Below are 18,138 nucleotides of genomic sequence, written 5' to 3' on the forward strand. Positions count from 1 at the left end.
AGGTTGATTCATGTTGTGTATTGAAGAATTGATCAACTTAGACCCGTTTCAACAGCTTTCTAAAGAGCAATTGGAGTGGGTTTGCGATCGCGCTCAAACAGTTGAACTCCGTGCGGGAGAAGTGTTGGCGCATGAGGGAGACCCTGGACGTGGCTTATTTATTCTAGTCAAAGGTAAAATGAATCTTACCCGCCGCAGTCAAGGAGTTGAAATTCCGATCGGGCAACATCAAGCCCCATCTTTTTTTGGCGAAATTCCAGTCCTCACAGATGAACCTGTACCCGTGACAATGCGGGCATTGACAGATTGCAACCTTTATGAAGTTAAGGCAGAGGACTTCCGTAAACTGCTGCATGAATGTCGTGATTTTGAGCGGATGGTCTTCCGCATTATGGAACGTCGGCTTCGGGGACTAGAGTCCTTTATTCGTGGGCGGGAAAAAATGGCGGCTTTAGGGACACTTGCCGCCGGTCTAGCTCATGAACTTAACAACCCAGCTTCAGCACTTGTTCGGACTTTAGGGGAAATGCCAGCCGCCATCCTAGAGCTACAACGAATGAATTTAGTTTATGGGCAACGCAATGTTGAAGAAGCGCATACTCAAAACTGGTTGAGAGTCCGGGATCAGGGCTATGATGCAATTTTAAATAATCGTCTAGATCCGGTGACATTAAGCGATCGCGAAACGGTGTTGCTGGAATGGTTAGAAGATTATGGCGTGAAGCAGGCATGGAAATTAGCAGAACCTTTAGCGGAAGGTGGGATTGAGGTCGAAACCTTAGATAATCTCATGGAACGTTGGCGCAACGACAACACTGAATTGCGAGAGATGGGATTGCACTGGCTATCGCTCTCGTTTGAAGTCATGTCAATGATTAAACATGGTTTGCGAGGAGCCGAGAGGATTTCTGAACTTGTGCAAGCGATGAAGTCATATTCTTACCTCGATCAAGGCGTTCAGCAAGAAGTGAATCTGCATCAAGGTTTAGAAGATACATTGCGATTGTTTGCTCATCAACTTAAGTGCGGCATCCAAGTACAACGCAATTACGATCAACATCTTCCTAAAATGCTTGCTTATGGCAGTGAACTCAATCAGGTGTGGACAAACTTAATCGACAACGCCATTGATGCAATGGATGGTAAGGGACTCCTGGAAATTACAACACACCATTGCGATCGCTTTGCCCATATTGATATCATCGATTCTGGTAGTGGAATTCCATCTGAAATTAAAACCCGCATTTTTGAACCTTTCTTCACCACCAAATCAGTGGGGCGTGGTTCAGGACTCGGTTTGGAAACCGTTCGCCGGATTGTAGAAAATCGCCATCACGGTACGCTCTCATTTGAGTCGCAGCCAGGTAGAACTTGTTTCACCATCCGCTTGCCTTTAGGGACTGACAACAAATAAATTACCCAATATTGTGGGGTGGGCATCTTGCCCGCCCGTATAGAAAGGCGGGCAAGATGCCCACCCCACAAGAAGTAGTTGAGTATTTTTTTATTTGGAAGTCCCTTATCAAATCAATCAATCGTTTGAAGAAGGATGCTGTTCTTGGGAGATCCAAATATTGAAGAAGAATACATTCGTCAGAATCAAGACGCTCGCTACGAACGCGAATAGCGTGTCGCAGACAGGCGCTAAAAGCGTAGCTTGTCGGACGCTCTTTGTACGCGGACTCGTTGGCGTTCGCGCAGCGTGTCGCAGACAAGCCTCTCGTAGAGAAGAGGCGCACACATAGCACTACCTCAAAATTTATGCGATCGCAGACGCGATTTTAACAGAATTGCTGGGGGATGAACACAAGCCAAAGCAGGATGCAATACTGCTCGGTTAAGGTGCATAGTCATTGGAGATCCCCCTTAGTCCCGCTTAAAAAGGGGAAAAATAAGGCATTTTTAGCTCCCCAATTTATCGGGGGGTTGGGGGGATTGACTCAAAACCTACGCAGTATTGAAGCAGGATGTATTGATTTGGTCAGTTTTAAAATTAACACAGCCACAAAGTTTAATTTATACAACTTTTCGCTACCCCCAAAACCTGCAATAAGCTGTTGCGCCTTTAATTTGCACTAATATTTTTTCAATATGATTGTGGGGTGGGCCGAAAAGCCCGCCCTGATAATGCAAGTTGTATACGTAACAGCTTAGGTAACTTTGATGAAAATCCCTAATAACGCCTTGACTGGATAAAGGTAAATCAACCTCAGAGAGTTTTCTTTTTGTTCATAAATCTCTTACATCTAACAAAAAATTATTTTCGGGTCAAAGTTACACTGCTGGAGCGATCGTTCCAAAGGCAACAGAATTTAGGGTCAGGCAATGCGTAAGCATTCCTACTCATACTGGATAAACTGATACTATGGCAAAACTTCCAGAGTGCGATCGCGAAATAGCAAAAGCATTCAACGTGGGTGTGGAAGCAGCCGAAGTTGGAGAAGCATTGAGACTACCCCAAAGTTTCTCCAACATTCATTGAGCTTAAGTGTCCATAGGTTCAGCTGATTTCATCCGTTCTTCACCGACCTCAGCTCTTGCCTCTGCGATGATATCGTCCCAAGTTTCGCCAAATTCCGCTAAAGCTTCTTTATTTCTGTCATAGAAAGCGATTCCGCTTTTGACAAGTGCTTTAGCTATTGGCCTACCAACACCACCGATGACTGGCAAGAATACTGGTAAAAGAATTATTCCTACAATACCTGTGACTCCTAATCCTTCGGCTAAATCTCCAAGGTCGGGTAAAAGTTTAACTGACATAGTTTTTTCCTCCCTCGTTTTACTTAATCTCATTTTAATGTAAGGGTATTATTCAAGCTAGATATGGAAGCATTAAACAATATAATATAACTTTTTTGATGATCATTAAACGCGTTTTAGCGGCTATGCCCCGGCTAAGAGTGCGATCGCGCTGTTTTCCTCTATCCCCAGATTTATTCTCATCAGCACACCATCACCAGTAAGGATGTCTTATAGCCCGCCGAGGCATTTGCTCAAAATCGCGGATGCCGTCTGTGATCCGGTAAGATTTGGAATTGGTTTGAAACTATAGGCATTCCTACTTTGTACCAACCGTAGGCAAAGTGCTTCTACATGACTACACAAGCTAGATAAAAAGGCTATAACTAAGACTAGCCCTTTCAAAGTGAGTAGAAATTCTCGAAAGTGAATTCCTCTCTAAACCTCTTTTCTATGTCTTCTCTATCTTAGAAAACCTGATGCCTGCCTTCAGACTTTTTGTTGTGCCTCTGCGGTTAAAGAAATAACTTATAAACCACATTACACACAGAGAATACTCCGAGAAAAACAGATTTTACGAGTCACGTTTAATAGGCTAATTTTATCATTTGTTACTATTTAATACCTGTACCGGAGATTTGCCGATGAAAACTATATCTAGCCTCGATGCAGTAACTAAACATTTAGAACAGCATGAGAACTCAAAACGGATTAAAAAATTAATCTACTCGGCTTGTAAAAATATTTGGGAAAATGATGAAGAGACTCTAGATAGGTTTAAATTACAAGAATTAATTCAAGAATTATGCAGATTAAATCCAACTATAAACAACTTAAATTATAGTTTATCTAAAGTGGTAAAAACCCTTAATAAACAAGCCGAATACGCCCTAGTCGCCAGTGTTATTTCTGATGAAATACAGAAACTATATATAACACCTGAAGAATCAACAGGAATATTATTAAATCAACCCGATCAACAAGAATCAACAGGAATATTATTAAATCAACCTCAGAATGAGGAACAAATATTTTATAATTCTAGACATATACCCTCAAATTATATAGAGAAATCTCCAAACAGTCAAATAAAACATCAATATAATCAGTTTGACTTACGGCAAAATATTATGAAGTATACTAACCCACTTAGGGCTAAAATAGTTCTATTTTCTGCTCTTGGCAAAAAATTTACTTTCAATGAAGAAGACTGGTTGAAACTGAAGGCTGAAAAACTTGATGATTTATTGCTGAGATTATTTAATACTTGTCCAACTATCAGAGAACTTGAATCTAAACTAAATAGCGCTGTTATATCTCTAGGGAAGCCAGATGAAAATATTCAAGCAGCTAGTGCAATCATCCAATCTATGCGAGATTTATATGGCAATATATCATCAACCGCTAACGGATATCAACCGTTTAAGAGCGATTCATCTCCAGAAACGAAAACACTAGTTAATCCTTATCAGAAAATTGCACTCAAGGATGACAATAATACCTGTCAATTTATAGTACCCCCTACCAAAGAATAATGGCAATTTTTGATTGACTATTGTTGATGCTAGAAAAATTTGGAAAGTTTGTGGTAATTGATAAGGAAAAATATGGATGCCAATGAGCTTCTTAAGCGATATGAAAATGGAGAAACAAAATTTGTTGAGGCAAACTTAAATGGGGTAAATTTGTTTGGTGCAGACTTAATCGGTATAGCTTTGAATAAAGCAGATTTGCGTAATGCTATCCTAATTTTTAGCTATCTAAATCGGGGAATCCTGAATAATGCAAATCTAGTTTGTACAAAGCTAAGTGGCGCGAACCTAAATCAAGCAAGTTTAATCAGTGCCAACTTGCATGATGCAAATTTACATGGTGCAACTTTGCAGGGTGCTGATTTGCGTTATGCAAATTTAACTTTGGCATATATGCTAGATACTAACTTGATGAATGCCGATTTGCGTGGTGCAGATTTGAGTGGTGCAAATTTAACTGGTGCGTGTCTCCGTGGCGCTAACCTGCGAGAAGAAAAGAGAACGTACTCTGCTAGTCTACGGGGTGCTAACCTCCATAAGGCTGACCTGCGGGGCGCTGATTTAACTGGTGTAGACTTATCTAAAGTTGATTTAAGTGGTGCTAACTTAAGTGAGGCAACGCTACGTTATGCCGATTTGAGTGATGCCAACTTGAGTGAAGCGATTTTGCATAATGCATCTCTGTCAGATACTAACATCGCGGGTGCTAATTTAAAAGGTGCTAACCTGATGAACGCTAGATTGGAACGGTCAAATCTCATTGATGCCGTACTTACAGATGTTAACTTGTATGGTGCAATTATGGCAGATGCTAAACTGACTAGATGCCAGATGAGTGGAGTAAATTTGAGTTTTGCAAGGCTAAATAGAGTTGATTTAAGTCGGGCTAACCTACGTCAGGCTAACCTCACTGAAACAGACTTAGTTGATGCCTATCTTGCTAGGACAGACTTGACTGGTGCCAATTTAAATAAGGCAAATCTAATCAGAGCAGAAATGAGTAGTACAAATATGACGGGTGCAAATTTGCGTGGTGCGGTTATGCCTGATGGAACAATTAACGACTAAAAATATACATGGGGAATACCCACTATTTTATCATCGTAGGTATTGCCCAAACACTAACTTTTACTCACCGATAGTAGTATGTAATTGCCCAGTTAGAGGTCATAATATTCCCTTTCAGGTGTCATCCGATCGCACGATCGCAAAAAAATCACCACCATCGCATAATTTTAGTCTACATAATCTGTTGGTATTTCCTCTTCAACAGTGTTATCTGAAACTATTGGACGGCTACCATCTATCTGTAGAGTGTCCTGAACTTGAAAATTACTTTTAGCGATCGGACGTTTACCGTCTATGTCAAGAATGGCCTCAACCTCTAAATGACTAGGGTCAATTGGACGCTCACCGTCTACAGTTAGCATGTCATGTTCTTGAAAAGCGCTCTTAGCGATCGGGCGTTGACCATCTATATTAAGTGTTTTATCATAATCGTTTTCATCCTTCACAATTGGGCGCTCACCATCTATATTAAGTGTTTCCTTAATTTCAATGTTACTTGGATCGACTGGACGCTGACCATCTATATTAATTGTTTTATTTGTCTGTATCAGTTCGTCAGATGATGAATGTATATCAGTTTCAGCCCCGATTTTCTGCTGTTTTAAATTAGTTTTAGTACTATCAACTTCGTTCGTGTTATCCATGTTTGCCATTGTTTTTCTAATACTACTTATTTACTACCAACATAACCTTAATGGTTGTTTATTTCTAAGTAAAAGGTACTACGGATTAGGGAAAGAGCGGAAAAATTATCAAGTTTCTAATAATTCCTTTATATACTAAGTAAGTAGGTGAGAATAAATCAAAGTAGATTAAGTAATGTAAAAAATCTTGAGATGTTTTCGTAGTGAGGGCTTCAGCCCTCAAATTAGGACTAAAGTCCTTACTACGAATTTTGAATTATTCACGCCGCTCTACTTATAATAGTGAAGTAGGATCAAAAAAACCTCTATCACAGTACAGAATGCATCTATGACTTGAGAGGGATTTGTCATCTCTTAAGAAACATATAACAGAAGAGAAATGCGGTAATGACGGCGATTGAATAGTCAATCGCCAGTATAAAAGTTAATAAAAAAAAGCGGTTTTTAGCAACACAATTGGTTGTGAAGTATTTCGACTCGTCCAAATAGTCTTTGTTTTGAGATAAGCTCAATCTAGCGTTCAGACATGATGGGGCTATGAAGAATAAAACCTGTTTTGGATGCTCAGGTATCGGAGCCTATATGCCAAAGTTCCTAGTATTTAGTGTCTACGTTGTGATTACGGTTGCGGCTTTCTCGCTGTCTGGCTGTATGGGCGAGAAAACAAAAAAAATTGTCGGATTTTCGCAGACGGAGAACATTGGCCCGTGGCGCATTGCTGAAACGAACAGCATTAAGGAGGAGGCCGCCAAGCGTAAGAAAACTTATGATTTTCTGATGACGGATGCCCAAGGGCAAACATCGAAGCAATTTGCCGACATTGAGGATCTAATTGCACGACAAGTTGATATCATATTTCTTGCACCACGCGAGTATGAAGGTCTCACGCCCGCCCTCGAAGCAGCGAGAACGGCAAAAATACCGGTTTTTCTCATCGACCGTGAAGCAGCAGGAAGACCAGGTGAACATTTCGTCAGCTTTCTTGGGTCGGATTTTATCTCGCAAGGTCGCCGCGTTGGAAAATGGCTGGCCCAGGCGACTGACGCGAAGGCATCCATCGTGGAACTCACCGGAACAGCAGGTTCATCGGTCGCAATTGATCGGGCTAAGGGGTTTCGTGATGCGATCGCCAGTTATCCCAACATGAAAATCATCGCCACGCAGACAGCAGATTTTTCGCGGGCTGCGGCCCAACGTGTAATGGAAAACATCATCCAGTCCAAGGGTTCCGACATTACCGCAGTCTATGCTCACAACGACGAAATGGCATTAGGTGCTATCCAGGCTCTCAAATCCGCAGGTATGAAACCTGGTAAGGATGTAATAATCTGTTCAATCGATGGTCAGAAAACCGCGCTTGAGGCGATTATCCGTGGTGAGCTTGGCGTGAGCGTCGAGTCAAACCCGCGTTTTGGCCCACTTGTTTTCGCCACGATGGAAGAGTATTTTGCTGGCAAGAAAATTCCTCCAAGGATTATTCTCAAGGACAGACTCTTTGACGTGACCAACGCTAAGGATTTTGTAAATGAAGCATACTAATACCAATTCGTAATTCGTAATAATTCTCTACGAGAGGCTGCGCCAACGGCTACGCTCAGTACAAGTTCGTAATTCGTAATTAAGAAAGTCAGATATTGTTTGGGTTTCGGGGTTTGAATGTGTTGCCGGATTTTAGAGAATTGGTAGTTAGTAGTTCTCACCCTAAAATAGAAAAAAGATAACCTGGAACTTTCCTGAGCCTCCACGATAGACAAAAAATATTACTATGGTGCAAAGTCAAGGATCTCCACTATCGGCAATGAAGACAAAAAACTAGGTAAAGCCGATGAATCAGGCGACTCGAAATGTCCTGTGCATGACGGGTATAAAAAAAAGTTTTTCCGGCGTGCCAGCGCTCTGGGAGGTGGATTTTGAACTGAAGGTAGGCGAGATTCATGCACTCGTCGGAGAAAATGGCGCTGGCAAATCGACGCTGATCAAGATCATGACGGGGGCTTATCGGCGAGATTCAGGTGTTATGGAGTATGAGCAGAAAAACGTTGCATTCCAGAACCCGACCGAAGCGCAGGCGGCAGGCATCGTAGCCGTCTACCAAGAGATCCAGCTTGTGGGTTTCCGAACTGTTGCCGAGAATATTTTTCTTGGCAGGGAGCCGCATCGCTTCGGCATCATTGATAGACGGATCATGAATACTAGGGCGACCGATATCCTAGAGCGTATGGGGTTGGATATCGATCCGCGCTCAGTGGTTGGTTCGCTCAATATTGCCCATCGCCAGATGGTGGCGATCGCCCGCGCCATATCCTTTGGTGCGCGGGTGCTGATCCTCGATGAACCCACTAGCTCGCTTACGGAAACTGAGGTATCTGTTCTTTTTGATATCATGCGGCGGCTAAAGTCGGAAGGAACATCCATCGTCTACGTCAGCCACCGTTTTGAAGAACTTTACGCCGTGTGCGATCGCGTGACAGTACTACGCGATGGGCGCAATATCATCACGCGATCGCTGACCACGCTCAATCGTCTGGAACTCGTTTGTCATATGCTGGGTCGTAAGCCCGAAGAGGTGAGCAAAGGAGTCACGGCGTTCTCAGGACAGTCGCAAAACACACTAGGTCAGCCAGTGCTGCTCCAGGCGGAAGCTCTCAAATATAAAAAACGGCTCAATGGTGTTTCGATTGAAATACGGCATGGCGAAATCGTCGGGCTTGCGGGTTTGCTCGGCTCAGGTCGTAGTGAAACAGTACGTGCCCTGTTCGGGGCTGAACCACTTGAGAGTGGAACCGTAAAACTCGAAGGTAGTCTTTTGTCCCTGCACGATCCTCATGATGCCATCGACGCTGGGATAGCTTTCCTCTCAGAGGATCGCAAGACGGACGGCATTATCCCTGAGCTTTCGGTGCGCGAAAACCTCACGCTCGCTGCACTACCGAACCTTACGCAATGGGGCATCGTTTCCAGGAAACGACAGAACGAGCTTGTAGAGCGTTTCATGCAGCGTCTTGACATCAAGGCAGCCAGCGCGGAGCAGAAGATCCACGAACTATCAGGCGGCAATCAGCAGAAGGTGCTTCTGGCGCGATGGCTGTGCAAGAATACAAAACTTCTTCTCCTTGACGAGCCAACTCGCGGTATCGATGTTGGTGCAAAGCGCGAGATCCAGCAGCTGATCGCCGAACTAGCAAAACAAGGGCTGGGAGTTGTGATGATTTCATCGGAAGTGGAAGAGCTAGTTGAAGGCTCGCAACGTGTCGTCGTTCTGCGTGACGGGCGGTCAATTGCCCAACTTAGTGGCGAGCAAAAGAACATAAAGGCAATTCTGCACGCAATGGCGGAAGGTGCAGATCGTCAAGAAGCCGCCGATGGACAATCTCAAACAGAGCAAAACGCAAATGAAAAGCAAGAAGCCTGATTTGGGTTGGGGAACCCTTTGGAACCCAAACTTCGGTGCATTTGCGGCACTTTTAATTCTCTATGTTGCGAACGCCATCTTCACTCCGCGTTTCGCAACAGTTAGCAACACATTGAATATGTTGCTCCAAGTATCGACGACAATGTTGGTTGCCGTTGGGATGACCTTTGTCATTGCCTCCCGTGGCATCGACCTGACGGTTGGCTCTACTATGGCATTGGTTTCAGTCATTGTGGCATTGCTGATTAAGTATGGGATGACTGTTGCCATCTCGTTCGCCTTGAGCGCTGCTTTGTTGGTTGGTCTGATCAATGGCTTTCTGATCTCACGTCTGAAACTTGATGCCTTGATTACCACCTTGGCGGCTCTGATCTTATGGCGTGGCATTGCTCAGGTCGTCGGAGACGGTAAACTCGTTCCCTTCGTCCATCCTACATTTGAAGCGCTGGGAAAGGGCTATCTCGGTTCTATACCAATTCAGGTTGTGATTGCGGGAGTTGTGATTGCAGGAGCTTTCTTCTGTATCCACTCTACGCTTTTTGGGCGTCATATCGTTGCAGTTGGCGGCAACGAGGCGGCTGCACGGCTTGCGGGTATCCGTGCGGAGCGTGTGAAATATATAGTCTATATAATTAGCGCGCTGCTTGCTGGGCTTGCTGGACTTGTCGAGACAGCGAGGCTTGGTATGGGCGATCCTAGCAAAGTTGGTGTCAACGCGGAATTTGATGCGATCGCGGCTGTTGTTGTTGGCGGCACGCCCTTCTCCGGTGGCCGTGCAAATGTCCTCGGCACAGTTGTAGGAGCCTTGCTCATGCAGGTGATCTCCACAAGTTTCAACATGCTCCTGATTCCGTTTACCTGGTCATTAGTTTTGAAATCCGTAATTATTCTTTTCGCCATCTTTTTGCAGCGTCCTAAGGAGGTTTAACGCGTCATGGCTGCCACAAAGTCTCTTGCGCTTAAGCGTCTTGTTAAGCTCGTCACCTCGCAGGGCGTGCTGCTCATGCTCCTTAGTTTGGCTGTTTTCGGATCATTTCGTTATGAAACCTTCCTGACACCTCTTAATCTCATGAACATCATGCGACAAAACAGTATGCTCGCGATCGTGGCGCTGGGCATGACTATTGTGATTGTGAGTGGAGGAATCGATCTGTCCGTGGGTGCTCTGGTTGCTCTAGGCGGTGTTGTCGCAGCAATGCTCGCCGGACAAGGAAGCTTTGTGGCGATCGCCGGCGGCATTGCTAGCACCACGTTGCTCGGTGTGGCAAATGGTCTTCTTGTGTCTCGCGCGCGGCTTCAGCCGTTCGTTGTTACCTTATTCACTGCCAGCGCTGCACGCGGGCTGGCGTTGAGCATCACCCAGGAGAAGTCGATCGCCGTACCCTCAGCAGCATCGGGACTTGTTTGGCTGGGTAGGGGGTTCATTGGTTGGGTTCCTGTACCCGTGCTTATAGTTGCACTCTTATATTTTGCAGCTTGGTTTATGCTGCACAGAAGCCGATTAGGCTTGCACATATTCGCTATTGGCAACAACGAAGAGTCCTCCCGACTCATGGGCGTGAACCCAAACCGAGTCAAGCTAGCAGTCTACACATTTAGCGGTCTGCTTTCAGGGCTTGCTGGTATTATTCTCGCAGGCCGTCTAGGGGCGGGTCAGCCTGTGGCTGCCTTTGGCTGGGAGACGGATGCGATCGCAGCGACTGTCATGGGAGGAACTTTTCTAGCAGGGGGGCAAGGGAGCGTGTTTCCGACCCTTGTCGGTGTACTTTTACTAGGAATGATGTACAACCTTTTAAATCTAGAGGGAACCATTACTCCTTGGTGGCAGCTCGTACTCCGTGGTGCTTTCTTACTTTTGGTCGTGCTTTTTCAGCAGCGTATCGTCCAGAGGGGCTGATTTGACATACTCACCGCTCCTTTAGGAGCTTAACCTACGATTTCTCACCAATACGCCACTCATCACTCCAATAGCCCACATTAGTAGGGCTTTCGGTAATAAGAGACTGATAGCATAGCGGTAGCGAGTCCGCGTACTCCTGCGGAGGACAAGCTAGCAAGAGCGTCTGTCTGCGACACGCTATTCGCGAACGCACGAGAGCGTCTTGATTCTGAATTCTGAATTCTGGATTCTGCATTCTTCTTCAATATTAAGCCACGAACTGAATCACACCCCATTGTCCATTGGTCAACCAAGAGTTGTATAAATCCAATACATCTTCCATTCGCAAAACATACTCGGCATCAACTTTAGGTATGCACCACTGTTCCTTTAACCACGGTTTTACTTCGTTTTTTTTAAAGTTTGACGTACTGTTTCGTCAGAAATCGAATCAACGATACCAAGATTTACCAACTGCTCTGCTAAAAGCTGCATTGTCCAACGAGTTCGTCATAAAGGGTGCAGTCGAACAAGCGGTGGCTACCAAAAAAGCTTCTTGCTTGCCATCAAGTTTACGAGGCTTTGGGGGATGGGGACGGTCTTCAAGCGCATACTCCAGTCCCCCAACCACAAATTTTTCACATTCTTTCGCTCGACGGTCGAAACATTAACTCTTAGGGTCGAAGCGATCGCCTTATCTGGATAACTCTCACTCGCCATTAGAAGAATGTTCGCACGGGTAATAGTTCGTGCCTTATGCTTACCCGTTTTAGTTAGCGATTGTAAATGTGATAACTCTGCTTCGTTTAAATCCACAATATATTTTTTTTACTTGATCCAGATGCGATCGCTCAAACTTACCTGAACATTCTCCGCCAACCTCGCAATGCTTGGACTTGGGAAGTTGAATTGCGACCTTGGGTAGAAAAATTTTGATTTTCACTCTACTCTAGATATACATAGCAAAGTAATCATTGTAGATTTCTGTATTAGTCATAACTGTGAGTTCTATTTGTTTCTGTTCTTCATCTGTTGCCGAACTCGTAGCCTGGTCTAAGCTTTCTTGGGGGATAAAATCACCACAGTATTCATTCGCAGGTACTGCTGCATTCATCTTTTGGGGATAACTCAATTTGAGATTATTCATGATGGTAATAAATTGACTGCGACTGCGATAGCGTTCGCGGAGCGCCTCGTAGAGAAGCGCTCCGTAGGAATCGCTAAATCTAGGATTAAGCCGCTTTTCTTCGCCAATGGTGGAAACTGTGCGTCCTTTATAGTCATGGGCAGGATATACCAAGGTATCATCTGGCAAGGTGAATAAGCGTTGTGTCACTACATCGTATAAAGTTCCAGGATTGCCCCCCTGAAAATCTGTGCGCCCACAACCACGAATAAACAAGGCATCACCAGTTAACAAATGAGTTTTGTTTACCAAATATGCTATGTGACTGGCGGTGTGGCCGGGTGTGAAAATTGTTTCAATGATTACCGATCCCACCTCTAGGATTTCGCCACCGACAAGGGAGCGATCAGCTTTTGTCACAGCAGTATTCTGGGGAACGATCACTTGAGCGCCTGTTTGTTGCCTGAGTTTGCCTGCCCCTGTGATGTGATCGGCATGAAGGTGAGTTTCTAGACAGTAGCGTAGCTTTAATCCCAGTTCATCTAATGATTGCAAATCGCGGTCAACTTGCTCTAATACAGGATCAACTAGAACAGCATCTCCTGTCTGCTGATCGGCAATTAAATAAGTATAACTACTAGTTGCAGGATCAAAAAATTGCCGAAATAGGAAAGTTGACGCGGGTATCTCTGCACTGGGTAGGCGTAGCCCGTCGTAGACATCGCTTAACAAAGGCATCGTCGCAATAGTCCGCACACGCACTGGTAGTGACTGCAACAATGCCTTTGATAATTCCTGCGCCTGTCCCCGTAATTCTGGTACAGCGATACTTTCCCACAAGTCACCCTTGCGCGGAGTTCCCAAGGTATAAAGCAGCGTCGAAACGTTACCCTCTGCTGCATATAAAGCACCGTGGGTATCTGTATCTAATCCTAAACCGATGGCATTGGGGCGAATTAATTTCTGCGATCGCAAATTAGTAATCAGAGGATGAGGCGATCGGCGATAATCTGCTGCCACCCCTGTACAATTCACCACTTGCCGGACGTGCAAGATATTATTAGTTTGAGTTTTGCGCTGACACACGGTAACAGCCACACCGTCCGGCAAAGCTTGATATTGCCGAATCCGCCCGGCGGCAATGATGAGTTGAGCAGAATCCAGCATTTCAGCTACAATATCCGCCACTTTTGGGGCAATGCGGTGACGATGCACGTCCCAATAGGGTGTCAGATGACGCAAAAAACGTTGCTGTTCCTCCGTCGGTAGTTTTTGCCAGATTTTCTGAATCATCGGACGCAGAGAATCAATTACTGCTCGCCAGTCGTAGCCTTGGGCAGCAGCAATTTCCACCTCGGCACGCACCCGATGTAAGCAACCTCGGACACTTTTTGGTAAATTTTCTGGTGTCAAGAAGCAGGGATAAGGTTGAGCCGCTTGATGTTTGAGGGGAAATAATCCTCGTCGGGACACAGCATAAATTTTACCCCGATGTTGGCGATCGCTCAGAGATAAAACCATATCCACCATCGTCAGTCCCGTACCAATTAGCAACACAGGTGCATCAGCATCAAGGTCTGCTAGGGCATCAGCTGACCAAGCATTCCGCAGATAACTTTCATCATTACTGTTTGGGTTTTGAATGGCGGGGGGTGGAGAAAGTGAGTTCCCCAATAGACATCTCCGAAAACTGTCAAACCCCTACTATCACTAATTTGTGAAAAGTGATCGTCTGATGGCAAACATAGCTTTGCTGTACGGTAGAATAAGCATTAGAGATACTTGCTGTTTAAAACAAGAAAAAATATTGCATCTCTTTAAGAGAATTAAGCGGGGATAATTCCAGATTTTTATGACTAGAAAATAAATCTTCCTATTCGTAATCTAACAAGCCCACAAATAGTCATAATTATCTGCTCGTATTTATTTCTATTTAATCTGAATCGTTCTTGAGCAACTCTCATACTTTAAACCTATCAAGCGCTGTGCCTCTTGAGGATTATTTTGTATATACTCGAAGATGCTACTCATAATAATTCGATAAAAACACCCTTTTATATTATTTTACCATGATTTAATTATTTTCCGGAGATGTCTACTAGTTACGCTGTCTCTTTACTGGAACTAAATGCTTTTCCAACCCAGCTAAAAAATCAGACTTAATTTATTATAAATTCTTATAATACCTAGATTTCAGGCATTAAATACATTTAATTGATAAATTAACAGTAGTTTGTGACTTCTCGACAGAATCGGTACAATTATCATCTAGGAAAGTTCTTAAGATATTCATATCTATGGTTCAAGCAACAGAATATTTTTACGTTGTCAAAGACGAGCATATTCTAGGTGGTGAGCCAATTATCAAGGGAACTTGTACATCTGTTAGGGCGATCGCTGAAACTTGGCGTATGGGTGTATTTCCTGAAGAAATTCCCCAAGGTTTGCCTCATCTAACCCTGGTACAAGTGTTTGATGCGTTGAGTTATTACAGCGATCGCATTGGGTGAAGCAATAATTACGAAGTTACCGCTCAAAATATCTTTTGCAGATTCCAGCACTCGCGCCCCTTCTTTTTGGGCTTGGGGGATAGAGTAACCGTAAGTAGCCCAAGCATCAAGCTATCCTTTACGAAAAGCCGAAAGCCCATCGGGTATCGATAAAGGAATTGCATTGATATCCTTCATCGTTAGCCCAACTTTCTCCAACATCTTAATCAGGAAGTAGTGGGCAGTTGTGGCTTTAACGTAACCCACTTTTTTACCTTTGAGGTCAGCGATCGTTTTGGCAGTCGAGTCCTTGGGTACGAGTACAACTTGACCAACCGTCGGCCCTTTGAGAGTGGCAATAATTTTTACAGATGCTTTCGATTCAATCGCAAAAATCGGCGGAATTTCACTAGCAGAGGCCAAGTCAATCGCACCAGCATTGATTGACTGTACCATGAGTAAAAGTTGCTGTTTCGTGGTCAATGGGAAGTGGTTTGCCAGCTGCTTCTGCAAGCAGTTGGGCTTGAGCCGATCGCTCAAAAGAAATGTACCAAAAAGCAGCTTCGTCTACTGTCTGCCCCACTGTTAAAAAGCCATGATTCCGCAGGATGACAGCTTTCTTGTCTCCCAAAGATTCAGCAATTCTTTTACCCTCTGAAGTATCTAAAACTACCCCTCTATAGTCTTAGAAAAGTGATCTAATGTTGCTAATTTGCGGGCGGCTAAAGTGGGAGCCACAAAACCCGGTCTATGTGCAAGTAAAAACTTCAGTCGTTCTGTTGCAGCAGCCACATAACTGACTACATTAAAGCCATCTGGCCCTGTAGAACTATAACCAACTAGTACTCGATCAAAACCACTATCTTCATGGACTTTTGCAAATTTGCGGACATAAGCTAAGTCTATACTTCCTCCCGTGAGAGATACGGTAGGGTCATGTAATTCAGACGCTTCTCGCGTACCAATCATGCCAATAAATTCCACAGACATATTAATTTTGCTCCAAATCTTTGTTATTTAAGTTTTTAGTGGCAGTTATTCTTAAATATTCTGATAATTTTTCTTTAAATGCCTTACGCTTTTCCGGATTCTGTTTGTCCTCCAGGCTGTACTTTGCCCAGAGGTAAACGTACTTTTTTCTCTCTAATATTCTCCTAACTTGAGAACCACCTAAGTTAATTCCTGTTTGCTCTTCCATATAGGTTGCTAATCTCGCCGCTGTCCACCGACCAAAGTCATATCCATATTCTACTGGGTCTTTCTCAATTACTTGTAATAGTATTTCTTCATATTCTTTAGTAACTTTACGGAAGTTACCTTCTCTTCTTCCATCTAAAAAATGCATCTTTATTATCTGGGTCGCCGTGAACTGCCCAATATGCTACTGTTGGATATGCAATATCTAAAAAGTTACTAATATCGTGATACGTTTTTCCATCATTCATTAATAATAAAATCAGAACTTTTTCTCTTACGTAGGGATTTTCATGCTCTTTTAGCGTTTTTAGTAGCCGCTCCTTCTGTTCTTGGGAAAGATGATTTTTTGCTGGCATAGCTGGTTGATACTAGATTAATTGCCTAATATCAATTTAGATTGAGGCTGCATAGAAAAGAGCTTCGAGAATCAAGTCATAAGAAGTTAAAGAAATCACACGTTCTCATGTGATTGTACTGAGGAGGTGGTTGAGGCGATCGCGAAGTTCTTCAAGGGTGTTGAATACCTGACCCTTAATTTGAGATTTCAGAAAAAGCCAGAACCTTTCAATCGGATTGAGTTGTGGACAATGGGCAGGTTGGCAGATAGGAATAATATTTTCAGGCCATTTCAACTCATAAGCTTTTAGGCGCTGCGGCTTGGTGAATTTGAAGCAGTGCAATATCTTTTTCAAGTTGAGATGAAACTGCATCTAAAAACTCTTGAAAATGTTGAGCACAAAGCTTTGGATACTCCAAACAAAAATGCCATCCACTCATTGGTTCAACAATACCATACAGCCAAAAACTTTGCCGTTTCCATGCAACACGAACCACTGGTTGAACACCACAAGTCCTCACAACTGGCTTTGTTTGAGTTTTCAGTCCAACTCCGCTCTCGTCTTGGCACAGATAAGGTAACCGTTTGCCTTTTCCAAATATTTCTTCTAATGCTAATAATGCTTGTGGAATGTTTTTTTAAATGTCTCAATTGCTTTTGGGTGTTGGTTTACACTGCATGGTCGAGGTACTTTCAATTTGCAGGCGAGTTTGTAGCGCACCAACTAATGCACCATTCGGTAACTAACATCTACACCATGATTTTTACTAAGCCAACTCACAATCTCCCCGTAACTACCAAAACCTTCAGGCGAGTTTAATTTTGCTTTGAGCAATTCAAGTACTTCTCCTTTGATTGTTCGATCTTGTCCAGGTGGTTTCTTGATTTCGAGTAACCCAGCCATTCCCTGCTTCCGATACTTCTGTAACCACCGCGTTATCCTTGACGGATCGCCTGCTAATATGCGCGCTAGTTCACTGTGCGATGGCTACGCCGGTTCGCTTGCGACCATCGCACAAGTCCTGTTTTGAACCACCACAGCGCAGCCAATATTCTGACTTGCACTCCGAGCCTGTTTCAGTGTTTTTTCTAGATATTCTGCACTTTCGGTGATTTCTATTTCTAGCTGACGTGCCATTTTGCTACTGTCCGACTTACCTCGACTCTCTATTCTATGCAAGCTCAAAATAAATATGCCGATAACCCAATGCTGGGTATGGTGAGATTTTCTGAGGGATACATACAAATGCTTCGGGGAGATGAGTTAAGTGAAGAAGTAAAACAATTACTGGATAACAATAAAAACAAACAATTAAAGCCAGCAAAAATTATAGAAGAAAAACTAACAGATAACCTGGGTTTGGAAAATGAAGAATCAATCAATCATAAACAAGTGGCTTAACTTTAATTGCCACATTGGTTATTTTATCCACCAAAAGTATGAAACCAAAGTTCAAGTTTAGTAAGAAAGGGGCAATAATCGGGTCAATAATTGGTCTGGTTACTTTACTCGGTACAGCACCCAGCTATGCCTTTTCAATTGACGATTTCTTCAAGGTTTTAGGCAAATTCAATAACTATTTTGAGGAAACCAAAAACGAACTTACCGCAGCAGTTAAAGAACTTGGCAAAGAAAAAACCGTAGAATCCAGTTTTGCTGGTAATAAAGAAAACAACCCCACTCAGCAAGTCGAACGACTTGCAAATAACTACTT

21 protein-coding genes and 2 pseudogenes are annotated in these 18,138 nt (G+C 43.6%); 10 read left to right on the top strand and 13 right to left on the bottom strand.

What is annotated here, in order from left to right:
* Positions 1–10 precede the first annotated feature (10 nt).
* Positions 11–1,414 carry an ATP-binding protein gene (locus HWQ23_RS08810; RefSeq protein WP_292826532.1) on the top strand — a complete coding sequence of 468 codons (1,404 nt, stop codon included), beginning with the start codon at positions 11–13 and terminating at the stop codon, positions 1,412–1,414.
* 1,070 nt (positions 1,415–2,484) lie between these two features.
* Here the strand turns inward: HWQ23_RS08810 and HWQ23_RS08815 are convergent.
* Positions 2,485–2,760, bottom strand: a complete 276-nt coding sequence (locus HWQ23_RS08815) for a DUF5132 domain-containing protein (protein WP_292826536.1) — start codon at positions 2,758–2,760, stop codon at positions 2,485–2,487.
* Positions 2,761–3,383: 623 nt separating this feature from the next.
* Between HWQ23_RS08815 and HWQ23_RS08820 the strand changes: the two genes are divergently transcribed.
* A complete protein-coding gene (locus HWQ23_RS08820; protein ID WP_292826539.1) occupies positions 3,384–4,274 on the top strand; it encodes a hypothetical protein in 891 nt (296 codons plus the stop codon).
* A gap of 72 nt (positions 4,275–4,346) precedes the next feature.
* Positions 4,347–5,339 (top strand): pentapeptide repeat-containing protein, encoded by a 993-nt coding sequence (locus tag HWQ23_RS08825; protein WP_292826542.1) that lies wholly within the window; start codon positions 4,347–4,349, stop codon positions 5,337–5,339.
* A gap of 167 nt (positions 5,340–5,506) precedes the next feature.
* Here the strand turns inward: HWQ23_RS08825 and HWQ23_RS08830 are convergent, their stop codons facing one another.
* A complete protein-coding gene (locus HWQ23_RS08830; protein ID WP_292826545.1) occupies positions 5,507–5,983 on the bottom strand; it encodes a hypothetical protein in 477 nt (158 codons plus the stop codon).
* A gap of 537 nt (positions 5,984–6,520) precedes the next feature.
* Here HWQ23_RS08830 and HWQ23_RS08835 point away from each other — a divergent pair.
* From HWQ23_RS08835 to HWQ23_RS08850, 4 genes are all read left to right on the top strand, one after another.
* The gene (locus tag HWQ23_RS08835; protein ID WP_292826549.1) at positions 6,521–7,522 is read left to right on the top strand and encodes an ABC transporter substrate-binding protein; all 1,002 of its coding nucleotides are present in this window, start codon (positions 6,521–6,523) and stop codon (positions 7,520–7,522) included.
* Positions 7,523–7,808: 286 nt separating this feature from the next.
* Positions 7,809–9,395, top strand: coding sequence for a sugar ABC transporter ATP-binding protein (locus HWQ23_RS08840; RefSeq protein ID WP_292826554.1), 1,587 nt, complete (start codon positions 7,809–7,811; stop codon positions 9,393–9,395).
* Positions 9,376–10,323 (top strand): ABC transporter permease, encoded by a 948-nt coding sequence (locus tag HWQ23_RS08845; RefSeq protein ID WP_292826557.1) that lies wholly within the window; start codon positions 9,376–9,378, stop codon positions 10,321–10,323. Before HWQ23_RS08840 ends, HWQ23_RS08845 begins: the two co-directional genes overlap by 20 nt.
* A gap of 150 nt (positions 10,324–10,473) precedes the next feature.
* On the top strand, positions 10,474–11,292 hold the full coding sequence (locus HWQ23_RS08850; protein ID WP_292826589.1) for an ABC transporter permease: 819 nt from the start codon (positions 10,474–10,476) through the stop codon (positions 11,290–11,292).
* Positions 11,293–11,725: 433 nt separating this feature from the next.
* Here the strand turns inward: HWQ23_RS08850 and HWQ23_RS08855 are convergent, their stop codons facing one another.
* Both HWQ23_RS08855 and HWQ23_RS08860 read right to left on the bottom strand, forming a co-directional pair.
* Complete coding sequence (locus HWQ23_RS08855; protein ID WP_292826560.1) at positions 11,726–11,905, bottom strand: helix-turn-helix domain-containing protein; 180 nt, start codon at positions 11,903–11,905, stop codon at positions 11,726–11,728.
* A gap of 318 nt (positions 11,906–12,223) precedes the next feature.
* A complete protein-coding gene (locus HWQ23_RS08860; protein WP_292826562.1) occupies positions 12,224–14,074 on the bottom strand; it encodes an MBL fold metallo-hydrolase in 1,851 nt (616 codons plus the stop codon).
* A 623-nt stretch (positions 14,075–14,697) separates the two neighbouring features.
* On the opposite strand from HWQ23_RS08860, the gene HWQ23_RS08865 reads away from it, so the two are divergent.
* Positions 14,698–14,910 (top strand): DUF433 domain-containing protein, encoded by a 213-nt coding sequence (locus tag HWQ23_RS08865; protein WP_292826565.1) that lies wholly within the window; start codon positions 14,698–14,700, stop codon positions 14,908–14,910.
* A 111-nt stretch (positions 14,911–15,021) separates the two neighbouring features.
* Here the strand turns inward: HWQ23_RS08865 and HWQ23_RS08870 are convergent, their stop codons facing one another.
* The 9 genes and pseudogenes from HWQ23_RS08870 to HWQ23_RS08910 all read right to left on the bottom strand — a co-directional run bounded on the left by HWQ23_RS08870 (position 15,022) and on the right by HWQ23_RS08910 (position 17,561).
* Positions 15,022–15,345, bottom strand: a complete 324-nt coding sequence (locus HWQ23_RS08870) for an ABC transporter substrate-binding protein (protein ID WP_292826568.1) — start codon at positions 15,343–15,345, stop codon at positions 15,022–15,024.
* A pseudogene (locus HWQ23_RS08875) lies at positions 15,335–15,574 on the bottom strand (class II aldolase/adducin family protein); the annotation flags it as partial. The pseudogene HWQ23_RS08875 and the gene HWQ23_RS08870, both read right to left, overlap by 11 nt.
* Positions 15,559–15,879 (bottom strand): LLM class flavin-dependent oxidoreductase, encoded by a 321-nt coding sequence (locus HWQ23_RS08880; protein WP_472850391.1) that lies wholly within the window; start codon positions 15,877–15,879, stop codon positions 15,559–15,561. The pseudogene HWQ23_RS08875 and the gene HWQ23_RS08880, both read right to left, overlap by 16 nt.
* A 1-nt stretch (position 15,880) precedes the next feature.
* On the bottom strand, positions 15,881–16,234 hold the full coding sequence (locus HWQ23_RS08885; RefSeq protein ID WP_292826571.1) for a winged helix-turn-helix domain-containing protein: 354 nt from the start codon (positions 16,232–16,234) through the stop codon (positions 15,881–15,883).
* Entirely contained in the window at positions 16,203–16,442 is a 240-nt protein-coding gene (locus HWQ23_RS08890) for a hypothetical protein (protein WP_292826574.1), read from the bottom strand. The genes HWQ23_RS08885 and HWQ23_RS08890 overlap by 32 nt, the downstream gene beginning before the upstream one ends.
* 105 nt (positions 16,443–16,547) lie before the next feature.
* Positions 16,548–16,718 (bottom strand): transposase, encoded by a 171-nt coding sequence (locus tag HWQ23_RS08895; protein ID WP_292826577.1) that lies wholly within the window; start codon positions 16,716–16,718, stop codon positions 16,548–16,550.
* Between the two features lies 1 nt (position 16,719).
* Complete coding sequence (locus HWQ23_RS08900; RefSeq protein ID WP_365740816.1) at positions 16,720–17,055, bottom strand: transposase; 336 nt, start codon at positions 17,053–17,055, stop codon at positions 16,720–16,722.
* 92 nt (positions 17,056–17,147) lie between these two features.
* Complete coding sequence (locus tag HWQ23_RS08905) at positions 17,148–17,387, bottom strand: helix-turn-helix domain-containing protein (protein WP_365740819.1); 240 nt, start codon at positions 17,385–17,387, stop codon at positions 17,148–17,150.
* 24 nt (positions 17,388–17,411) lie between these two features.
* Positions 17,412–17,561: a hypothetical protein gene (locus HWQ23_RS08910; protein ID WP_292826580.1), complete on the bottom strand. Its 150-nt coding sequence runs from the start codon at positions 17,559–17,561 to the stop codon at positions 17,412–17,414.
* 36 nt (positions 17,562–17,597) lie between these two features.
* On the opposite strand from HWQ23_RS08910, the gene HWQ23_RS08915 reads away from it, so the two are divergent.
* Entirely contained in the window at positions 17,598–17,825 is a 228-nt protein-coding gene (locus HWQ23_RS08915; RefSeq protein WP_292826583.1) for a hypothetical protein, read from the top strand.
* A 38-nt stretch (positions 17,826–17,863) separates the two neighbouring features.
* Positions 17,864–18,138 (top strand): annotated as a pseudogene (locus HWQ23_RS08920) (hypothetical protein); the annotation flags it as partial.

The sequence above is a fragment of the Nostoc sp. JL33 genome (genome assembly GCF_017114985.1).
Taxonomy (GTDB): domain Bacteria; phylum Cyanobacteriota; class Cyanobacteriia; order Cyanobacteriales; family Nostocaceae; genus Nostoc.